At 70.3% G+C, this 16,270-nt stretch carries 15 protein-coding genes and 1 pseudogene; 7 read left to right on the plus strand and 9 right to left on the minus strand.

Annotated elements, in window-relative coordinates; all coding sequences use genetic code 11:
* Positions 1 to 122: 122 nt before the first annotated feature.
* Both RS82_RS20995 and RS82_RS06320 read right to left on the minus strand, forming a co-directional pair.
* A pseudogene (locus RS82_RS20995) lies at positions 123 to 449 on the minus strand (PTS transporter subunit EIIC); the annotation flags it as partial.
* 53 nt (positions 450 to 502) lie between these two features.
* The gene (locus RS82_RS06320) at positions 503 to 2,458 is read right to left on the minus strand and encodes a GMC family oxidoreductase N-terminal domain-containing protein (RefSeq protein WP_045297845.1); all 1,956 of its coding nucleotides are present in this window, start codon (positions 2,456 to 2,458) and stop codon (positions 503 to 505) included.
* A 304-nt stretch (positions 2,459 to 2,762) separates the two neighbouring features.
* Here RS82_RS06320 and RS82_RS06325 point away from each other — a divergent pair, with 304 nt between their 5' ends.
* Entirely contained in the window at positions 2,763 to 3,656 is an 894-nt protein-coding gene (locus tag RS82_RS06325; protein WP_045297747.1) for an aggregation-promoting factor C-terminal-like domain-containing protein, read from the plus strand.
* A gap of 63 nt (positions 3,657 to 3,719) precedes the next feature.
* Here the strand turns inward: RS82_RS06325 and RS82_RS06330 are convergent, their stop codons facing one another.
* The 3 genes from RS82_RS06330 to RS82_RS06340 all read right to left on the minus strand — a co-directional run bounded on the left by RS82_RS06330 (position 3,720) and on the right by RS82_RS06340 (position 6,946).
* Positions 3,720 to 4,427, minus strand: coding sequence for a DUF899 domain-containing protein (locus RS82_RS06330; protein WP_045297748.1), 708 nt, complete (start codon positions 4,425 to 4,427; stop codon positions 3,720 to 3,722).
* A 534-nt stretch (positions 4,428 to 4,961) separates the two neighbouring features.
* Positions 4,962 to 6,578: a solute symporter family protein gene (locus tag RS82_RS06335; RefSeq protein ID WP_045297749.1), complete on the minus strand. Its 1,617-nt coding sequence runs from the start codon at positions 6,576 to 6,578 to the stop codon at positions 4,962 to 4,964.
* Positions 6,578 to 6,946: a DUF485 domain-containing protein gene (locus RS82_RS06340; RefSeq protein ID WP_045297750.1), complete on the minus strand. Its 369-nt coding sequence runs from the start codon at positions 6,944 to 6,946 to the stop codon at positions 6,578 to 6,580. The genes RS82_RS06335 and RS82_RS06340 overlap by 1 nt, the downstream gene beginning before the upstream one ends.
* Before the next feature lie 181 nt (positions 6,947 to 7,127).
* Here RS82_RS06340 and RS82_RS06345 point away from each other — a divergent pair, with 181 nt between their 5' ends.
* From RS82_RS06345 to RS82_RS06360, 4 genes are read left to right on the plus strand one after another with little or no spacing between them, the layout of a single operon-like run.
* The gene (locus RS82_RS06345) at positions 7,128 to 8,366 is read left to right on the plus strand and encodes a sensor histidine kinase (protein ID WP_045297751.1); all 1,239 of its coding nucleotides are present in this window, start codon (positions 7,128 to 7,130) and stop codon (positions 8,364 to 8,366) included.
* Positions 8,363 to 9,106 (plus strand): LytR/AlgR family response regulator transcription factor, encoded by a 744-nt coding sequence (locus tag RS82_RS06350; protein WP_045297753.1) that lies wholly within the window; start codon positions 8,363 to 8,365, stop codon positions 9,104 to 9,106. The genes RS82_RS06345 and RS82_RS06350 overlap by 4 nt, the downstream gene beginning before the upstream one ends.
* On the plus strand, positions 9,103 to 9,516 hold the full coding sequence (locus RS82_RS06355) for a DUF485 domain-containing protein (protein ID WP_045297754.1): 414 nt from the start codon (positions 9,103 to 9,105) through the stop codon (positions 9,514 to 9,516). The genes RS82_RS06350 and RS82_RS06355 overlap by 4 nt, the downstream gene beginning before the upstream one ends.
* Complete coding sequence (locus RS82_RS06360; RefSeq protein ID WP_045297755.1) at positions 9,513 to 10,994, plus strand: sodium/solute symporter; 1,482 nt, start codon at positions 9,513 to 9,515, stop codon at positions 10,992 to 10,994. Before RS82_RS06355 ends, RS82_RS06360 begins: the two co-directional genes overlap by 4 nt.
* Before the next feature lie 34 nt (positions 10,995 to 11,028).
* On the opposite strand, the gene RS82_RS06365 is transcribed toward RS82_RS06360, so the two are convergent.
* Complete coding sequence (locus RS82_RS06365) at positions 11,029 to 12,828, minus strand: DUF2207 domain-containing protein (RefSeq protein ID WP_045297757.1); 1,800 nt, start codon at positions 12,826 to 12,828, stop codon at positions 11,029 to 11,031.
* Positions 12,829 to 12,870: 42 nt separating this feature from the next.
* Here RS82_RS06365 and RS82_RS06370 point away from each other — a divergent pair, with 42 nt between their 5' ends.
* Complete coding sequence (locus tag RS82_RS06370) at positions 12,871 to 13,311, plus strand: MarR family winged helix-turn-helix transcriptional regulator (protein WP_045297758.1); 441 nt, start codon at positions 12,871 to 12,873, stop codon at positions 13,309 to 13,311.
* A gap of 9 nt (positions 13,312 to 13,320) precedes the next feature.
* Here RS82_RS06370 and RS82_RS06375 read toward each other — a convergent pair whose 3' ends face one another.
* Genes RS82_RS06375 through RS82_RS21500 form a run of 3 tightly spaced genes read right to left on the minus strand, consistent with a single transcriptional unit; the run spans position 13,321 to position 15,076 of the window.
* A complete protein-coding gene (locus RS82_RS06375) occupies positions 13,321 to 14,055 on the minus strand; it encodes an ABC transporter permease (protein ID WP_045297759.1) in 735 nt (244 codons plus the stop codon).
* Positions 14,052 to 14,921 (minus strand): ABC transporter ATP-binding protein, encoded by an 870-nt coding sequence (locus tag RS82_RS21320; protein WP_211255875.1) that lies wholly within the window; start codon positions 14,919 to 14,921, stop codon positions 14,052 to 14,054. Before RS82_RS21320 ends, RS82_RS06375 begins: the two co-directional genes overlap by 4 nt.
* A complete protein-coding gene (locus RS82_RS21500; protein ID WP_169748677.1) occupies positions 14,918 to 15,076 on the minus strand; it encodes a hypothetical protein in 159 nt (52 codons plus the stop codon). Before RS82_RS21500 ends, RS82_RS21320 begins: the two co-directional genes overlap by 4 nt.
* Here RS82_RS21500 and RS82_RS21325 point away from each other — a divergent pair.
* On the plus strand, positions 15,066 to 16,190 hold the full coding sequence (locus RS82_RS21325) for a low temperature requirement protein A (protein WP_169748678.1): 1,125 nt from the start codon (positions 15,066 to 15,068) through the stop codon (positions 16,188 to 16,190). The two genes, RS82_RS21500 and RS82_RS21325, sit on opposite strands and share 11 nt — an antisense overlap.
* The last annotated feature ends 80 nt before the right edge of the window (positions 16,191 to 16,270 follow it).

The following is a 16,270-nucleotide window of genomic DNA, read 5'->3' on the forward strand; positions in this document are numbered from 1 at the left end:
CGTGCCCGGTCGGCTGGGCCGCGGCGATCACCCCCGCTCCCGGCGAGAACACGGTGTCGCCGACCGGCTCGATGGCCGCGCCCGGGCCCGGTGACCCCGTCGGGAAGACCCATGATCAGGCTGCCGATGCCGATCGTGAGACCGCCGACGAAGCAGCCTACGAGCATGCGCGGATAGATCCGCTTGAACCGCAGATGGATGCGGTAGAGCGACGGCTCCGAGATGCCGCCCAGCAGGCCTGCGGCGAGCGCGCCGGTCGCCGTCTGCCGCATCTGGGTGTCACGGTGGCGGAGCGAGAGCACGAGCACACCGGCGGTCGCACCGAAGCATGCGAAGTTCCACGCACCCATCGGGCCTTGGATGAAGTCGTACCCGAGCGTCTGGATGTTCAGGAGCATGATCGCGTTGATCGGCCAGTGCAGGCCGAGGGGCACCATGAAAGGGTAGGCGGCGGCCCGGTATGCCCCCGGGCCAGGACTTTTCGTGGCGGATGCTCCCGCAGCTACGCCTGCAGGCGACCGGCGAGGCGGGTCGCCGTCATGTACGCGATGGCCTCGATCGAGATCATCGGGTTGACGCCGGAGGCCGTGGGGAACGTCGAGGCGTCCGCGACGACGAGGTTCGGCACCTCCCACGTGGCGCCGTCGGGGTCGACCGCGCTCGTGGAGGCGGAGCCGCCCATGCGCGCGGACCCCATGATGTGCAGCGCCGCCATGGAGCACCGGCCCGGACCGTAACCCGCCGCAGCGCAGCGCGCGATGAAGGCGTCGAGGGGCTCGCCGCCGGCGCGGGTCCACTCGATGCCTGCCTGGTGCCCCGAGAACATGCGCAGCGCGCCGGCCGCCTCGAGGATTCGGGCGGCACCCGCCACCCCTGCCTGAACGCGTGCGGCGTCGCGGTCCGACAGCAGGTAGTGCATCGTCGGCTCTCCGGACTTGTCGACACGCACCTCGCCCGCGTCCTGGTCCCGCGTGATCACGCCGACGCTCGAGTAGTGCGCGAGGCGCTTCATCACGTCGAGGTGGGGCCGCGCTCCCCGCCACGACTGGAACGCGACCGACAGCCCGGGGTTGGCCGCCGCGGTCTCGTACACGGCGCCGTAGCCCGAGCCGTCGAGGTCGGCGTGCTCGGCGGAGTAGCGCGCCTGCATGGCGCCCTCCCAGGGGCGCACCTCCTCGTCGAACTCCGCCCACACCGCCGTCGCCGGGTGCAGACGCAGATGCGTGCCGATGTTCGGGTTCGTCAATCCGGAGCGACGCAGCAGCGCCGGCGTCTGGACGGCTCCGCCGGCGGCCACGACCGCGCGGGCACGCACCGTGACGTTGTGGCCGGCGGCGGTGCGGCCCGACACGCCGGTCGCCCGCCCCGCCGCGGTGTCGACCTTTCGCACGTCGACGCCGGTGTAGAGCCGCGCACCGGCGGTCTCGGCATCCGTCAGCCACGTCTTGGTCACCGACTGCTTCGCGCCGATGCGGCACCCGTAGCCGCAGCGGCCGCACTCGGGGCCCGTGTCGCAGCCGACGACGTTGCGCTCGAGCACGCCGACGTGCCAACCGAGGTCGGTGAGCCCTCGCTCCATGATGCGGTCGCGTGCAGAGGGCTCGCTGTAGGCGCCGTTGACGCCGAGCCGTGCCCACACCTGATCGAGTGCGACGTCGTACTCGGGCGTCGTGAACTGCGGCACCCCGTGCGCGGCCCACTCCTCGCGCACGTGGTCGGGCGTGCGGAACGAGGTCGAGAAGTTCACGACGGTGCCGCCGCCGAGGCATTGCGCCGACAGGATGCTGAGCTGCCCCTCGGCGGTGGCGGAAGGCCCGGGCGCGTAGAGGCGGGCGAGGCCGCCGAGCTCGCTTCCGTCGAAGTCGCGATCGTCAAAGTAGGCGCCCTTTTCGAGCACGATCACGTCGAGCCCCTGCGCCGCGAGCACCGCAGCCGCCGTCCCGCCGCCCGCGCCAGAGCCCACGACGACCACGTCGCACGCGAGCGCGAGGTCGGACTCCGGTGTCTGCGGGTGCAGCGGCGGCGTCGCCGCGTCGGCGCGGGGGCCGGGAGGACCTGGGTAGCCCATGGACGCCCAGAGGGGTGAGGCGCCGTCAGCTCCGGGGGCGACGTAGTACGACAGCATCGCCGCGGACTTCAGGTTCTGAAACAGCACGCGCTTGAGGGGCACGCGCGAGTCCGACAGGGCGATGAGCGCCGCCTCGCGCTTCGCGGCCGGCAGCGTCGAGAACCGGCGCGGGCCGATGCCGAGGAGCACGCCGCCGAGGGGCGTGTCCCACAGCGAGAGCACGCGGGCGAGGAGTTCCGCCTCCCCCTTGCGGGGATTCGCCTCGAGCATGCCCTCGGCGATCGCAACCGCACCCAGCCGGCTGGCCGAGGGGATTCCGTTGCCGTCGCCGGGAGCGAAGGTGTCGAAGATGGACTCGAATGTCGCCCGCTGCGCTGCGGTCAACGTCATGGGTGCCTCCAGGTGCGCCGTTGCTGCCGCCAGCATGCACCATCCTGCCGGCTCCAGGCAAGCTTTAAGTGAATCGCGATTCACAGCCTCCAGCACGCATTCAAGGCTCACCGAGGCTTCCGCGTGAGAACATTCTCATCCTCCGATCAGGCCTTTCCCGCAAAAGCGCTCTCACGTTCCGTCCAGGAAAACACCGGGAACCGTCCAGACACCATGAGGCAGACTCGGGGACTTGTGCGTCCGACCCGAAGGCGCGCAGGCGCCGATACCCGCGGCGCGAAACCCGAAGGATCGTACGTTCGTCATGCATTCAGACCAGTCACTCACGCCTGCCCGCCGTTCACGCCGCCGCTTCTTCGTGCCCGCCGTCGCCACCGGAGCCGCGCTCGGCGTGCTCCTCACGACGGGCCTCACGCTCGCTTCTCCGGCACTCGCCGCCGCCGCGCCGCTGGCCGCCTCGGCGATCGCGTCCGCCACCGCGCCCGAAGCGACCGCTGATTCGTTCCGCGATATCCGCTCCGATGCGCAGAGCACCCTCCTGTCGGCTCGCGTCGCGCTGAGCGACGCCGCCTCGGTCACCGCCGACATCGCCGCCGCAGGCCTCGACCTGGGCATCGACGACACCTCCGTCGCCACCGCCGGCCTCGAGCAGGCGGCCGACCGGCTCGCGAAGCTCGACCTCGTTCCGATGCTCCTCGTTCCGGGGCTCACCGCCGAAGCGAGCGGCGCCACCGAGACGGTGAAGGCCCGCGTGACAGAGCTCCGCGAGCACCTCGCCGCTGCCAAGGAGAAGAAGGCCGCAGAGGAGGCGGCAGCCGCAGCCGCAGCCGCTGCCGCAGAGGCGCAGCGCCAGGCGGAAGAGGCCGCCGCCGCGCTCGCCGCCGCGAACACCCCCGAGGGCGCCAAAGCGACCGCGCGCCAGATGGCCGCCTCGCAGTACGGGTGGGGCGACGGCCAGTTCTCGTGCCTCGAGTCGCTCTGGAACAAGGAATCGAGCTGGAACTACCAGGCCTACAACGCCGGAAGCGGCGCGACGGGCATCCCGCAGTCGCTTCCCGGCAACAAGATGGCCAGCGCCGGAGCCGACTGGCAGACCAACGCCGCCACCCAGATCGCGTGGGGCCTCGGCTACATCGCGGGCTCCTACGGCACGCCGTGCGCCGCGTGGGGCCACTCGCAGGCCACCGACTGGTACTGATCAGCCACTCTGAACAACGGATGCCGCACCCCGGCCGCAGTCGCGGGGTGCGGCATCCGGCATTCAGGCGTGCGCGTGCGCGCCCGGCCCGTACAGCTCCGCGACCTTCTGCGACGTGAACCATCCGTCGTATGCGTCGGTCTTCGGCCAGCCCTCGGGCGAGTCCTGCCATTCCTCCTGACGGCCGTACGGGAGCACATCGATCAGCGGGAACGTGTGGCTCAACTGCTCGGTGCCCCGGCCGTTCGTGTGCCACGTGCGGTACACGGTGTCGCCGTCGCGGAGGAAGACGTTCACCGCGAAACCTCCGCCGGCGGGCGCGTCGACGTCGGCGCCGAACGGACTCCCGGCGGTGGAGTACCAGTCCATGCGGTTGCCCGTGCGCTCCTTGTACTCGAGCGCTTCGTCGATCGGCCCCTGCGTCACGATGACGAAGCGGGCGTCGTACGCGTCGAGGAAGTCGAGCCGCGTGAACTGCGAGGTGTAGCCGGTGCAGCCCGGGCAGTGCCACTGCTTCCCCTCGAACCACATGTGGTTGTACACGATGAGCTGCGACTTTCCCTCGAACACGTCGACGAGGCGCACCGGGCCGTACTCGCCCATCAGCGTGTAGTCCGGCATCTCCACCATCGGCAGCCTCCTGCGCTGCGCCGCGATGGCGTCGAGCTCGCGCGTCGCCGCCTTCTCGCGCACGCGGAGCTCATCGAGCTCGCGTCGCCATTGCTCGGCATCGACGACGGGCGGAAGGGCGTTCTGGGTCGAGCTCTGCATCGGAACCTCCGAGTGTCGAGTGCGTATGTTGACACTGTACACATCTGAACGCCCCGGTCAAGGGCCCTCGTCGCCACCAGGCGAGGGCACTCAGGAAATCGATCACGGAAACATAACAACGACCTCTTGCCAGCGTTATCTGGCCGTTATAGAGTGCTTGCACGGTAGTTGTTTTGCTGTGGCAGCTACCGGCATGTGATTGCAGGACACTCTTGGTGCAAGGGACAAGGGCCGGTCGGTAGCCTCTCCGACCGGCCCTTCACTTTTGTCCGCTGGCCAGGACATCTGCCACGCCCGGTCGACCACTGGCGATGACCGTCGGCACCCGTGCATCCAGGATCCGGGCGCACCTGGGAAGATCACGAAAAGATCACAGAAAACGCTTGTCAGCGTTATCTGGCCGTTATAGAGTGCTCGCACGGTAGTTGTTTTGCTGTGGCAGCTACCGGCATGTGATTGCAGGACACTCTTGGTGCAAGGGAAAAAGGGCCGGTCGGTAGCCTCTCCGACCGGCCCTTACTCTTGCCCTTTGCTCTAGTGGCTGACCGCCTTCTCGGCGCCGATGCCGGTGAGCGAGCGGACCTCCATCTCGGACTGCTTCTTCGGGTCCTCCTGCGTCTTGTCGAGCACGCTCACGATCCAGCCCAGGAAGAAGGCGAGCGGGATCGAGATGATGCCGGGGTTCGACAACGGGAACCACGCGAAGTCGATCGCGTCGGTCTTCAGCATCGACGTCTCGGAGCCCGAGACCACCGGCGAGAACACGATGAGCAGGATCGCCGAGGCGAGACCGCCGTACATGCTCCACAGAGCGCCCTTGGTCGTGAACCGCTTCCAGAACAGCGAGTACACGATCGTCGGGAGGTTCGCGGAGGCCGCGACGGCGAAGGCGAGGGCCACGAGGAACGCGACGTTCTGACCGTTCGCTCCGATGCCGCCGATGATCGCGACGATGCCCATGATGACCACCGTGCGCCGCGCGACCTTCACCTCGGCGCCGGGTTCGGGCTTGCCCTTCTTGACGACCGACGCGTAGATGTCGTGCGCGAACGACGCGGCGGCGGTGATCGTGAGGCCCGCGACGACCGCGAGGATCGTCGCGAAGGCGATCGCCGAGATGAGGCCGAGCAGCAGCGGTCCGCCCAGCGAGAACGCGAGCAGAGGAGCGGCCGAGTTCGGGCCGCCGGGTGCCGCGGCGATGACCGCCGGCCCGACGAGAGCGGCGGCGCCATAGCCGAGGACCAGCGTGAAGACGTAGAAGATGCCGATGAGCCAGATGGCCCAGACGACGGACTTGCGCGCCTCCTTCGCCGTGGGCACGGTGTAGAAGCGCATCAGCACGTGCGGCAGGGCCGCGGTGCCGAGCACGAGGGCGAGACCCAGCGACAGGAAGTCGATCTTCGAGGTGTCCGAGACGCCGTACTTGAGGCCCGGGTCGAGGATCGCCGGGTTCTCGGCGACGGCCACGGCCTTGTCGAGCAGCGCCGAGAAGTCGAAGCCGTTGAGCGCGAGCACCCAGACCGTCATCACACCGGCGCCCGCGATGAGGAGTACGGCCTTGATGATCTGCACCCAGGTGGTGCCCTTCATGCCGCCGATGAGCACGTAGAGGATCATCAGCGCGCCCACCACCGTGATGACGACGGCCTGGCCGAGCTGGTCGCCGATGCCGAGCAGCAGCGACACCAGGCCACCGGCGCCCGCCATCTGCGCGAGCAGGTAGAAGAAGCAGACGACGAGCGTCGTCGTCGCCGCGGCGATGCGCACCGGGCGCTGCTTGAGGCGGAACGACAACACGTCGGCCATCGTGAACTTGCCGGTGTTGCGCAGCAGCTCCGCGACGAGCAGGAGCGCGACGAGCCAGGCGACGAGGAAGCCGATCGAGTAGAGGAACCCGTCGTAGCCGGTCATCGCGATCGCGCCGACGATGCCGAGGAACGACGCCGCCGACAAGTAGTCGCCCGCGATCGCGGAGCCGTTCTGGCCGCCCGTGAACGAGCGACCGGCGGCGTAGTAGTCCGCCGCGGTCTTGTTGTTCCGGCTGGCGCGGAACACGATCACCATCGTGACCGCGACGAACGCGCCGAAGATCGCGATGTTGAGCCAGGGCTCACCGGGCGACGTGGTCGCCGCCTCTCCGAAGTGCCGCATCAGCGCGCCTCCCCTGCCTTCTCGAACTCGCCGGTCTCGATCTCGTCGCGGATCTCCTCCGCGAGCGGGTCGAGGCGCTTGTTGGCGTAGTGGACGTACCAGGTCGTGACGGCGAAGGTCGTGACGACCTGCGCCATGCCGAGGACCATCGCGATGTTGACGCTGCCGAACACCCGGATCGACATGAAGTCGTGGGCGTAGCTGGCGAGGAGGACGTACGCGAAGTACCAGGCCAGGCACGCGCCCAGCACCGGGAAGACGAAGCTGCGGTGTGTGCGCCGGAGCCGTTGGAATTCGGGTGATGCTTGGACCGCGCTGTAGTCGACCTCTGCGAGGTCCGTCGCGGCGCTGGGGGCTTCGTTGCCCATGGGCGTCTCTCCTTCGAGCGGGATCGGCGCGCCCGTCGGCCGCGCCGCTGCGTTGACAGTGCGACCATGCTCGTCTTCGGCCGGTGGGGCCGGGGGCCGTCGCCGTTCGTCGTCGGTGAGCGGCGCCCATGGTGCGACGAACGGCGGCCGACGGACGACGAACGACGGCTACGCTGGCCGCATGCCCGAGTCGATGCTGCTCGCCGCTGCCGCCGGCGTCGTCGCCGGGGCTCTCGCGGTCGGCGTCGTGATCCTGCTCCGGCGCATCGTGGTGGCATCGAAGGAGCTCGGCACCGACGTCGAGCAGGCGACGTACCAGACCCTCCACCTGGCGAGCCGGGCCGCCAAGCACCTGCGCGGGGGCATCGCCGAGGGCGACGCGACCCGCGCCGGTCGCCACCTCAGGGCCCTCCTCGGGTGCGACACGCTCGCGCTCGTCGACCCGTCGGGGCAGGTGACCGTCGAGGGCGACGACGCCGTGCGCGAGATCGCCGAGCGGCTGGCCGCCGAAGCCCGCGCGTCGGGCCGCACACAGATGCAACGACGGGCGCGGATCGGCGAACGGGAGACGGATGCCGTCGCCGCACCGATCCTCGCCGGCGGCGTGCCCGCGGGGGCCATCGTCGCGTTCGCGCCGCGCGTGCGGGCCGGGCTCGTGCGCGCGACCGGCGAGGTGGCGGACTGGGTGGCCGCCCAGGTGGAGCTCGGCGAGCTCGACGCGTCGAGGACCGCGCTCGCCGAGGCCGAGGTCCGCGCGCTCCGCGCGCAGATCAGCCCGCACTTCATCTACAACTCGCTCAACGCGATCGCCTCCTTCATCAACACCGACCCCGCGAAGGCGCGCGAGCTCGTCCTCGAGTTCGCCGACTTCACGCGGTACTCGTTCCGCCGGCACGGCGACTTCACGACCGTCGCCGAGGAGCTCCGCTCTATCGACAGCTACCTGAAGCTCGAGCGCGCGCGCTTCGGCGACCGCCTGAGGGTCACCCTGCAGATCGCGCCCGAGGTGCTGTCGACGGTGGTGCCGTTCCTGTCGATCCAGCCCCTCGTCGAGAACGCGGTCCGCCACGGGCTCGAGGGCAAGGAGGGCGGCGGACGCATCACGATCGAGGCCTCGGATCTGGGAGCGTTCGCCGAGATCAGCGTCGAGGACGACGGCGTCGGCATCGACCCGGTCGTGCTCGAGCGCGCACTCGCCGGCGGTGCGCCGGGCGAGCACGTGGGTCTGCGCAACGTCGACGCACGGCTCCGGCAGGTGTACGGCGACGAACACGGGCTGGTCGTGGACACGAACGTGGGTGCGGGAACGCTGGTGCGGATGCGGGTGCCGAAGTCGCAGCCCGGCCGGGTCGCGGCATCCACCGGTCCCGTGCGTGCGACGGCGACCCTCGAGCGGCCCGAGGGAAGGCGCGAACCGTGATCTCCGTCCTCATCGCCGACGACGAGCAGCCCGCGATCGAGGAGCTCGCGTTCCTGCTCGGTCAGGACCCGCGCATCGGCGTCATCCACCAGGCGCCCTCGGGGGCCGAAGCGATCCGGCTGCTCACGCGGGAGAGCGTCGACGCCGCATTCCTCGACATCCACATGCCCGGTCTGAGCGGCTTCGACCTCGCGCGCGCCCTGCAGCGGTTCGAGCGTCGGCCGGCCCTCGTCTTCGTGACGGCCGACGAGGAGAGCGCCCTCGAGGCCTTCGACCTCGCGGCGGTGGACTATCTGCTCAAGCCTGTGCGCACCGAACGGCTTCACCGCTCGGTCACGCGCGTCATCGAGGCGATGAAAGCGCAGGCTGCGCCGGCGACGGATGCCGCGGCCGCCGCCCAGCCGGAGCTCATCGCCGTCACGCTCGGCGGCACGACGCGCATGATCCGGCGCGACGAGGTGCGCTACGTGCAGGCTCAGGGCGACTACGCGCGGCTGCACACCGAGGAGGCGAGCTACCTCGTGCGCGTGCCGATGTCGGATCTCGAGCGGCAGTGGTCCGACGCGTTCGTGCGGATCCATCGCTCCTACCTCGTCGCGATCCCCCACCTCGCGCGCCTCCGGCTCGGGGGCGACCACCCGAGCGTCACGGTGGGCGGCGCCGAGCTGCCGGTGAGCAGGCGGTGCCTGCCGGCGCTCCGCGAGAGGCTGGAGTCGACGACGATCCGGCCCCGCTCATGACCACGAGCCACGCCGACACACCCTCCGACCGGCAGCCGCCCGCCCCGGGCCGGGTACGCGTCACAGCTCCGCACGCGGGCTCCCCCACCGCATCCGTCGGTTCCGCGTCGCGGGAGGCGGATGGAGGACCCACGAGCGACATCGCCGGCGTGTACGTGCGCTCGCTGATCCGCTCGCAGCTGCGGCTCGGGATCGTGTTCGCACTGGGGTTCGTCGTCGCCACCGCCCTGTTCGTGCTCGCCATCGCGCTCGTGCCCCAGCTCGACACGACGTTCGTCCTCGGCGTGCCGCTGTCGTGGCTGCTGCTGGGGGCCGGCGTGTACCCGCTCGCCATCACCGTCGGCGGACTGTACGTGCGCACGGCGACGCGCAACGAGGCCCGGTACCGGGCGCTCGCGGAGGACGAGTGAACGCCGCGATCGGCTACGTCGCCATCGCGGCCGTTGCCGTCGCGTCGGCGCTGATCGGCTTCTACGGCCTGCGGGTGTCGCGCACGACGAGCGACTTCTACGTCGCGAGCCGCACCGTGCGTCCCTGGTGGAACGCGTCGGCGATCGGCGGCGAATACCTGTCGGCCGCGTCGTTCCTGGGCATCGGCGGCCTCATCCTTCTCACCGGCTCGTCGGCGCTGTGGTTCCCGATCGGGTACGCGGCGGGATACCTCATGCTGCTGCTGTTCGTGGCCGCACCCCTGCGCCGCTCGGGGGCGTACACGATCCCCGACTTCACCGAGGCGCGGCTGGACTCCCTGTGGGCTCGGCGCGTGACGAGCACGCTCGTGATCGTCATCGGGTGGTTCTACATCGTGCCCCAGCTGCAGGGCGCGGCCCTCACGGTGCGGATCACGACCGGTCTGCCCTCCTGGGTGGGGTCGCTCGCCGTCGCGGTCATCGTCGCGGTCGTGGTCGCGGCGGGCGGCATGCGCTCGATCACCTTCGTGCAGGCGTTCCAGTTCTGGCTGAAGCTCACGGCGCTCGCCATCCCGGTGGTCGCGATTCTCCTCCTCGCCGGCGGCGTCGAGCCCGCACTGCCTCCGGTCGAGGCGTTCCCGCCGAGTGCCGGACCGGGCGACCTCGAGGTCTACCGCACGGTGTCGCTCATGGTGGCGCTGCTGCTCGGCACCCTCGGACTCCCCCACGTGCTCGTGCGCTTCTACACGAACCCCGACGGCGTCGCGGCACGTCGCACGACCGTCATCGTGCTCGTGCTGCTGTCGGTGTTCTATCTGTTCCCCACCGCGTTCGGGTTCCTCGGCCGCGCGTTCGCGCCCGATCTCGCGCAGTCGGGCGATGCCGACGCGCTCATCCTGCTGCTGCCCGGCCGGCTCGTCGCCGGGCCGCTCGGCGATGTGCTGACGGCCCTCGTTATCGCGGGGGCGTTCGCGGCGTTCCTCTCCACGTCGTCAGGCCTCGTCGTGTCGCTCGCCGGCGTCATCAGCCAGGACCTGCTCGGCGGCAGCGTGCGCGGCTTCCGCATCGCGGCCGTGCTCTCGTCGTTCGTCCCCCTGGTCGTCGCGCTGGCCACCGAGCCGGCCGGGCTCGCCGGCAGCGTCGGCCTGGTCTTCGCGTTCACCGCGTCCACGCTGTGCCCCGTGCTGCTGCTCGGCATCTGGTGGCGGGGCCTGACGGCCCGCGGCGCGATCGCGGGCATGCTCACGGGCGCGATCCTCTCCGGCGTCGCGATCCTGGGCGGCGGCCTCGTGACGGCGGGGTTCCCCGTTCTGCGCCCGTTCCTCGAGCAGCCCGCCGCGTGGACCGTCCCCGTCGCGGTGACCGTGACCGTGGTCGTCTCGCTCGGCGATCGCCGCGGCATCCCGCGCGGGACGGACCGGTTCCTCACCCGGCTGCATGTGCCGGAACCGATGCCCTCTCACCCGCGCGACGGCTGAGCCGAGCGTCGTCTCCGAGGAGCAGCATCCCGGATCAGACGCCCCCGCCACCGCCTCCGCCACCGCCGCCGCCCGCCGAGCCGCCGCCCGACGACCCGCCGGACGTGGACGACGACGAGGCCGACGTCGACAGGTTCGAGATCCCGGCCGAGAACGCCGCCGCGTTGAATCCGGTCGATCCCGAGTACCAGCCCGGGGAGTTGCCCGAGCCGTACAGCACAGCGAGCTCCTCGGCCCACTTCTTCTCCTGACCGAACACCACGGCGTACGGCAGCAGGGTCTCGTACAGCTTCAGCTTCATGCGCGGGTCCGAGACGTCGACGCGAACGCGCTCAGCCCCCTGCGGAGACTGCAGCATGCGGATGCGGTCGGCCTCGGCCCACTCGATGAACTGCTTCAGCCCGAGCAGGTGGTCGCGCGTCTCGGCGCCGGCGGCGGTGAGCGGCTTGCGCGACACCATCCCCGCCACCAGCAGCACGACGAGCACCGATCCGATGATCAGCAGGATCGGCATCCACGCGGTCACGTAGCCCGCCAGCGCACCGATGCCGAAGAGCAGCACGAGCACCGCGGACACGATGGCGATCACGACCGGCCACACCCGCGCGCTGATCGGCACCTTGCGCCGAAGGCCCCGCGCCGACAGCTCCGACGCGGCCGCCTTCAGCACCTTCTGCGCGGTCGTCGAGAACCTCGTGTCGGAGCGGCCGAATTCGAACTCCTCGCCCGGCATGCCCGTCGGGAACAGGCCGGGCAGCAGCATCCGTCCGTCTCCGTCGGCGAGGGACGGGTCCACCAGCACGGCCTTCAGCTTCGTGCCGCCGAACCACTTGGGCGGGCCCTCTTCGATACGGATGCTGCCCACCACCGCCTGCTCGAGCACCTCGGCCGGGATCGCTTTCGTGGTGCGGCCGAGCAGCACGGCGCTCTCGAGGGCGTCTATGCCGCGCGGCGGCGTGTACTCCGCGATGATGACGGAGCGTCCGGGCTCGTCGCGCAGATGACGACGGCGGGTGACGGCAGCCAGCGCGACCGCGGTGCCGAGTCCGAGCACGGCCACCCCGCTCTGCAGCCAGCCCCACGGCGACACGAAGTAGCCCGGGTCGAATTCGGTGAACGTGTCGGGCTCGAACCCGATCGCGATCGTCAGCGTCTGGTACGGCTGCACGTTCAGGGACGAGGCAACGGTCGTCCCGTCGGCATCGTCGATCGGGCAGGTCTGCGTCGAGCCTTGGTAGCCGACATAGCAGGCCTGCGCGCCGGTTCGCGCGGCCTCGAGGTCGGCCGGCATCGTCACGCGCGCGGTGATGCGGCCGAAGGGCTGCGGCCACTCGACGCCGTTGACGTTCCAGTAGAACTCGTCGGCCCCGGTGTCGGCGAAGTGGTGCGTGACGTTCTGGAGCGTGTAGGTGAAGACGTACGTCTGACGGCCGTGGACGAAGTCGTCGGCTCGCGACGTCATCGAGTAGTAGCCGTCCTCCGATTCCGTCTCCTCCGCGCGGGGCGCGCCGGTCTCGTCGGTGATCGAGACGAGCTCGGGGTGCAGGGGTGCGCCCAGGTAGCTGTCGGGAATGGCGCGGCGCATGCCCCGGTTCTGGTCGAACTCGGGGAACAGCGCCACGAACGTCTCGACGACCGTCAGGGTGCTGGTGCCGTCCTCGGCACGGCCCAGCTGGTACTGCACGTCGAGGCTCTCGAACGAGAAGTCGTCGACGCCCGCGTGCGCCGGGCTCGGGTTCAGGCCGGCGAGCAGCACTCCGGCGAGCAGGGCGAGCACGAGCCCCACGGCTCCGAGACGATGCGTGCGCCACGACCCGACTGCAGAAGACGCCATGGGGCCAGCCTAGGGTCGGTGCGAGGCTCTAATCTTGACGCTATGACCGATCGCCGTCTCGCCATCGACGCGTGGGAGAGTCTCTTCCGCGCGCAGCACGAGGTGTTCGGCGACATCAACGACGATTTCGACGACGAGACGCTGAGTCAGGCCGAGTACGACGTGCTCCTGACGGTCACCCGCGCCGACGACCTCACCGCGCGCCTGCGCGACGTGACTGCGAACATGCTCATCAGCCAGCCGAGCGTCTCACGGCTCGTCGACCGCATGGTCGCGCGCGGACTGATCACCAAGTGCGCCGACCCCGACGACGGGCGCGGAGCGCTCGTGCACGCGACGGATGCCGGGGCCTCCTTGTTCCGCCGCATCGCCAGTGCCCACGGCAAGGCCATCGCGGAGCGGATGTCGCTGCTCTCGGACGACGAGCTCTCCCAGCTGCGCGACCTGACCGCGAAGCTGCGCAAGAAGCGGCCCAGCTGCTGAGCCGTCGGGCTACGGAGTCCGCCTCCGAAGGGTCAGCGACGCGAGGATCAGCGCGCCCACGGCGAACGCGACCACGATGAGCAGTGGACCGAAGACGTCCCACCCCTCGTCGCCGTCGGTGACCGCGTTGATCGTGTCGATCGCGTAGCTCAGCGGCAGGATCTTCGAGATCTGGTACAGCGCCTCGGGCATGTCCTCGCGGGGCATGAACAGGCCGCCCAGGATGATCTGCGGGAACACGATGAGCGGCATGAACTGCACCGCCTGGAACTCGGTCCGCGCGAACGCGCTCGCCAGGAGCCCCAGCGCGGTGCCGAGGATCGCGTCGACAACCGCGACGAGGCCGAGCTGCCACAGCGGCCCGTCGACCTGGAGCCCGCACACCCACACCGCGAAGGTGACGGTGATGACCGCCTGCAGCGTGGCCATGAGCCCGAAGGCCAGCCCGTAGCCGACGATGAAGTCGGCTTTCGCGATGGGCGTGGTCATGAGGCGCTCGAGGGTTCCCGACCGTCGCTCGCGGAGCGTCGTGATCGAGGTGATCAGGAACATCACGATGAAGGGGAACAGCGCCAGGATCGGACCGCCGAACTGGTCGAAGACACCTTCCTGATCGCTGAACAGCCACGCGAACAGGCCGACGAGCAGACTCGGCGCCACGAGCATCAGCGCGATCGAGCGCGGGTCGTGGCTGAGCTGCCGCAACACGCGCCCGGCGGTCGCGAGCGTCAGCACACCGTTCATGAGGTGCTCCCCTCGTCCGCGTGGTGCGCATGCTCGGCCTGCTCGCGCGCCTCACGACGCGTGAGCGGGTGGGGTTCGGCAGGCTCACCGGCCGATGGCGCCGGTCCCTGAGCCGCTTCTTCCGGTCCCTGGGCTGGGCGAACGGCGTCGCGCTCGATGAGCGTGAGGAACGCGGCATCCGGGTCCGTCGTCCCGGTGTCGGCGAAGAGCCCGTCGGGGGTCGTGTCGGCGATGATCCGGCCCGCGCGCATGAGCACGAGGCGGTCGCACCGGAGGGCTTCGTCCATGACGTGGCTCGAGACGATGAGCGTCGCGCCGGCGTCGGCGAGGCCGCGGAAGACTCCCCACAGCTCGGCGCGCAGCAGCGGATCCAGGCCCACAGTGGGTTCGTCGAGCACGAGCAGCTCGGGCGCCCCGAGCATGGCGACCGCGAGCGAGACGCGGCTCTCCTGTCCTCCCGAGAGCGAGTCGATGGTCTGGTCACGCTGGTCGGCGAGACCGACCTGCTCGATGACGCGATCGACGTCGGTGCGGGGCGCGTCGACCAGACGCGCGAAATAGCGCAGGTTCTGCTGGATGGTGAGGTCGCCGTAGACCGAGGCCGCCTGCGTGTCGTACGCGACCTGCTTGCGCAGCGCGCGCGAACCGGCGGGTTCGCCGAGAACCGTCACCTCGCCGCCCGCCACCTTCTGCACACCCACGATCGATCGCATCAGCGTGGTCTTGCCGCACCCCGACGGTCCGAGCAGTCCGGTGATCTGCCCCCGCGGGATGTCGAGATCGAGCCCGGTGAAGACCTCCGTCTTGCCGCGCCTGACGTGCAGACCACGCACGCTCACAGCATCCGTCTCCGCATTGTTCGTCACGAGATGAATAGTGCCCCTGCGGCTGGCACGCCGTCCAGGGGCGAGATCGCCGTCGCGCCGGCGCGCGATGACAGGATGTGGGGCATGCCCTTCGGGATGACGCGGAACGTGATGAGGCCGACGGACACTCCGCGCGCCGATCGGGTGACGTACATCGAGCTCTTCTTCGACCTCGTGTTCGTGTTCGCGCTGACGCAGCTGTCGGCCTATCTCTACGAGAATCAAAGCCCTCTCGGAGTACTCGAGGGCGTGATCATGGTGTGCGCGCTGTGGTGGGCGTGGGTGTCGACGACCTGGGTCACGAACTGGCTCGACCCGGTGACGCTGCCGGTTCGCGGCGCCGTCATCGGGCTCGCGTTCGTGTCGCTGGTCATGAGCGTCTCGATCGCCGAAGCCTTCGGCGAGCGCGCCTGGGCCTTCGCGATCGCCTACGTCATCCTCCAGGTGGGGCGAACGGCGTTCATCGTATGGGCGACCGCGCGCCATGACCTGGCCGTGTCGAGGGACTTCACCGCGGTGCTCGCCTGGACTGTCGCGAGCGCCGTGTTGTGGGTGGTCGGCGCGCTGCTGCCGCTGCCGTGGCAGCTGCCGCTGTGGGCGCTCGCGCTCGGGATCGAGCTCGCAGGGACGCTCCTCGCGTTCCCCGTCCCCGGCCTCGGCAAGGTGCGCCTCGACCGCTGGGACCTGTCGGGCCCCCACATCGCCGAACGGACCGCGCTCTTCGTGCTGATCGCGCTCGGCGAGGGCATGCTCGTCACCGGCTTCGTCTTCGCCGAGACCGAGTCGTCGCCGGCATCCGTGGCCGCGCTCGTCACCGCGTTCGCGACCGCGGCGGCGGCGTGGTGGATCTACTTCGACCACGGCGAGCGGGTCGGCGCCGAGACCATCGAGGCGTCCGACACGCCGGGTCGCCTGGCACGCACCGCCTACACGTGGATGCACCTCCCGATCGTGGCGGGGATCGTCGTGATCAGCGTGGGCGACAAGGACGCCCTCGCGCACCCGCACGACCACGACGTCGCCGCGGCGATCGCGGTCATCGGCGGGCCGATGCTGTTCCTCGCGGGCACGGTGCTCTTCCGCCACCTGCTCGAGCGGCGCTGGGCGCGCGCACAGCTCGCGGGGGTGCTCGCGCTCGCGCTTCTCGCGACCGCCGCGAGCGTGCTCGACACGCTCACCCTCTCGATCGCCGCGGGCCTCGTGCTGACCGGCGTCGCCGCCGGGGAGACGGTCGGCCGTGTGCGGCGAGGACGCCGCGCGGGGGGCTGATCCGCCGTCCTCGCTCCCCGGCGCCCATGGCGACCGTCGTTCGCGCGTCGTCTCATGCGCCTCGCGCAGAACCGGACATA

The sequence above is a fragment of the Microbacterium trichothecenolyticum genome (assembly GCF_000956465.1).
Classification (GTDB): Bacteria; Actinomycetota; Actinomycetes; order Actinomycetales; family Microbacteriaceae; genus Microbacterium; species Microbacterium trichothecenolyticum.

Excerpts from the sequence above, each read along its gene's own strand:
- RS82_RS06355 (WP_045297754.1), top strand. The coding sequence starts at position 9,103 with ATGACCACGAGCCACGCCGACACACCCTCCGACCGGCAGCCGCCCGCC.
- RS82_RS21500 (WP_169748677.1), bottom strand. The coding sequence starts at position 15,076 with ATGTACGTCACCCGATCGGCGCGCGGAGTGTCCGTCGGCCTCATCACG.
- RS82_RS06340 (WP_045297750.1), bottom strand. The coding sequence starts at position 6,946 with ATGGGCAACGAAGCCCCCAGCGCCGCGACGGACCTCGCAGAGGTCGAC.
- RS82_RS06375 (WP_045297759.1), bottom strand. The coding sequence starts at position 14,055 with ATGAACGGTGTGCTGACGCTCGCGACCGCCGGGCGCGTGTTGCGGCAG.
- RS82_RS06345 (WP_045297751.1), top strand. The coding sequence starts at position 7,128 with ATGCCCGAGTCGATGCTGCTCGCCGCTGCCGCCGGCGTCGTCGCCGGG.
- RS82_RS06365 (WP_045297757.1), bottom strand. The coding sequence starts at position 12,828 with ATGGCGTCTTCTGCAGTCGGGTCGTGGCGCACGCATCGTCTCGGAGCC.
- RS82_RS06320 (WP_045297845.1), bottom strand. The coding sequence starts at position 2,458 with ATGACGTTGACCGCAGCGCAGCGGGCGACATTCGAGTCCATCTTCGAC.
- RS82_RS06325 (WP_045297747.1), top strand. The coding sequence starts at position 2,763 with ATGCATTCAGACCAGTCACTCACGCCTGCCCGCCGTTCACGCCGCCGC.
- RS82_RS06330 (WP_045297748.1), bottom strand. The coding sequence starts at position 4,427 with ATGCAGAGCTCGACCCAGAACGCCCTTCCGCCCGTCGTCGATGCCGAG.
- RS82_RS06335 (WP_045297749.1), bottom strand. The coding sequence starts at position 6,578 with ATGCGGCACTTCGGAGAGGCGGCGACCACGTCGCCCGGTGAGCCCTGG.
- RS82_RS06370 (WP_045297758.1), top strand. The coding sequence starts at position 12,871 with ATGACCGATCGCCGTCTCGCCATCGACGCGTGGGAGAGTCTCTTCCGC.